The organism is Streptomyces sudanensis, assembly GCF_023614315.1.
GTDB lineage: Bacteria > Actinomycetota > Actinomycetes > Streptomycetales > Streptomycetaceae > Streptomyces > Streptomyces sudanensis.
In genome coordinates this window covers 4,174,310-4,176,667 of the sequence record NZ_CP095474.1, presented here as the reverse complement: position 1 = coordinate 4,176,667, position 2,358 = coordinate 4,174,310, and the positions used below count along the sequence as shown (strand labels likewise).

Genomic DNA, 2,358 nt, shown 5'->3' with positions numbered 1-2,358 from the left:
CCGCCGAAGTCCCCGCCGCCGANGNCCCCCCCCGAAGTCGCCGCCGAAGTCCGAGGGGTTGTAGTCCGCGCCGGAGAAGTCGCCGCCGGCGAAGGTGTCGTAGCCGTCGCCGCCGTACTCCGCCGCGTACACCGGGGTGGCGAGGGTGGTGCCGAGCATCGTGCCGACCAGCAGGCCCGGCAGGAGCGCGCCGCCGTAGTAGCCGCCCGCCCACGGGCCGTACGCCGGACCCGCCTCCCAGTAGGGGCGGGGGCCCCACTCGGTGTCCACCTGGCGGGCCGCCGGGTCCTGGCCCGCCCTGACGCGGGCCTCGTCCGCCGCGCAGACCGGCACGTCGCGGACGGCGCCGCCGTGCGGGGCCCAGGTGACGTCCGCCACCGAGGGGCCGTGGCGGGGGTCGAAGAAGCAGGGTGCCCGCCGCTCGGGAAGCGGGCGGCCCTCGCGGCGGGCGGCGAGGACGGCCAGCGCGTGCCGGCCGTCCGCGAGGGCCTCGGTCACGCCCCGGACGTCGTGGGGGTGCCGGGCCTCGGCCATGAGCTGCTTCGCCCTGTCGTACGCGTCCAGCGCGTGTTCGTAGTCGCGGCGCATCGCGTCGTCGGCGGCCGGGTCGGCGGGGTGGAAGTCGAGGCGGTCGAGTTCCTCGCCGTAGGCGGTGATGTCCTCGTCGACGACGACGCGGAGCTTGTCCAGCGACTCCCGCTCCTCGGAGCGCCTGCGGTTGCGGCTGCGGACCGTCATCAGCGACACGCCGGCCGCCAGCGCCGCGAGGAGCACGCCGATGGTCACCAGGCCGCGGACCGGTGTGCCGTCGTCCGGCACGCCCGCCCACGAGGACGGCGCCGAGCCGCGCATCTGCGGCAGGGACTGGTCGACGAAGGCGTTCAGCTCCGTCGCCGCGTCCACGCCGGGCCGGTGGACCGCCGACACGAGGTTCTCCACCGCCCTCGGCGGGAGGACCCTCCGGTCGGCGCCCGCGTCGAAGGCGTCGCCGAGGCGGACGGCGTAGACGCCGGTCACCCCCGTGAGGGTGCGCAGGTCGCGCAGGAGGGTCTGCTCGGGGAACTCCGCCGTGTCCGGCAGGACGGCCACCATCAGGGGCTTGTCCGCGTCGAGGATCTTGCGCTCCAGCGCCTGGGCCTCCCCCGGCGACAGTTCGCCGGCCGCCTCGGGGTGCACGTAGACGGGCCCCTGCCGGAGGGCGTCGGCCGCCTCCCGTATGCCGTCCGACGCCCTGGCCGTGGCAGCGGGGGCCAGGGCGAGGAGGAGCATGAGCACCACGCCCGCCAGGGCCGACACGAAGGAAAGCGGGTTTCTCCTCATGCATCGAAACTACCCCATACGGGGGTATTCGCACCTTTCGGATCCTCCTGGAACGGACTACTCCTCCGTGGGTTCCACACCTGCCTTCAGCAGGCCGTACGTGTACGCGTCCACCAGCGCCTGCCAGGACGCCGCGATCACGTTCTCGCCGACGCCGACCGTCGACCACTCGGTGTCGCCGTCGCCGGTCGTGATCAGGACGCGGGTCGTGGACTCGGTGCCGTGCCGCCCCTCCAGGATGCGGACCTTGTAGTCGACCAGCTCGAACCTGGCCATCTGCGGGTGGATCCGTTCGAGGGCCGCCAGCAGCGCCCGGTCCAGGGCGTTCACCGGGCCGTTGCCCTCCGCGGTGGCGACGATGCGCTCGTCGCCCGCCCACACCTTCACGGTCGCCTCGTTGGCGTGGGAGCCGTCGGGGCGGTCCTCGACGATGGTCCGCCACGACTCCGTACGGAAGAAGCGCAGGGGGCGGCCTTCGACTTCCTCGCGGAGGAGGAGTTCGAAGGAGGCGTCGGCGGCCTCGTAGGTGTACCCCCGCAACTCGCGCTCCTTGACCCGCTCCACCACCCGGCCCAGTACCTCCCGGTCCCGGCCCAGCTCCACCCCCAGCTCCCGCCCCTTCAGCTCCACCGACGCCCGCCCCGCCATGTCCGACACCAGCATCCGCATCGTGTTGCCCACCCGCGCCGGATCCACATGCTGATACAGATCCGGATCCACCCGGATCGCCGACGCGTGCAACCCCGCCTTGTGCGCGAACGCCGACACCCCCACATACGGCCGATGCGACGACGGCGCCAGATTCACCACCTCCGCGATCGCATGCGAAATCCGCGTCATCTCCCCCAACGCCCCCACCGGCAACACCCGCCGTGCCTACCAACACATACGTGTAGATACAAGCATTCGGATCCGCATTCCCCACCCGCTCCCCGTACCCGTTCGCCGTGCACTGCACATGACTGGCCCCCGCCTCCACCGCCGCCAACGTATTGGCCACCGCACACCCCGCGTCATCCTGCGCATGCACCCCCAACC

At 72.8% G+C, this 2,358-nt stretch carries 1 pseudogene; it reads right to left on the bottom strand.

The features are described 5' to 3' along the window. Positions 1 to 1,377: 1,377 nt before the first annotated feature. Positions 1,378 to 2,358, bottom strand: a pseudogene (locus MW084_RS19210) (alpha-isopropylmalate synthase regulatory domain-containing protein); the annotation flags it as partial.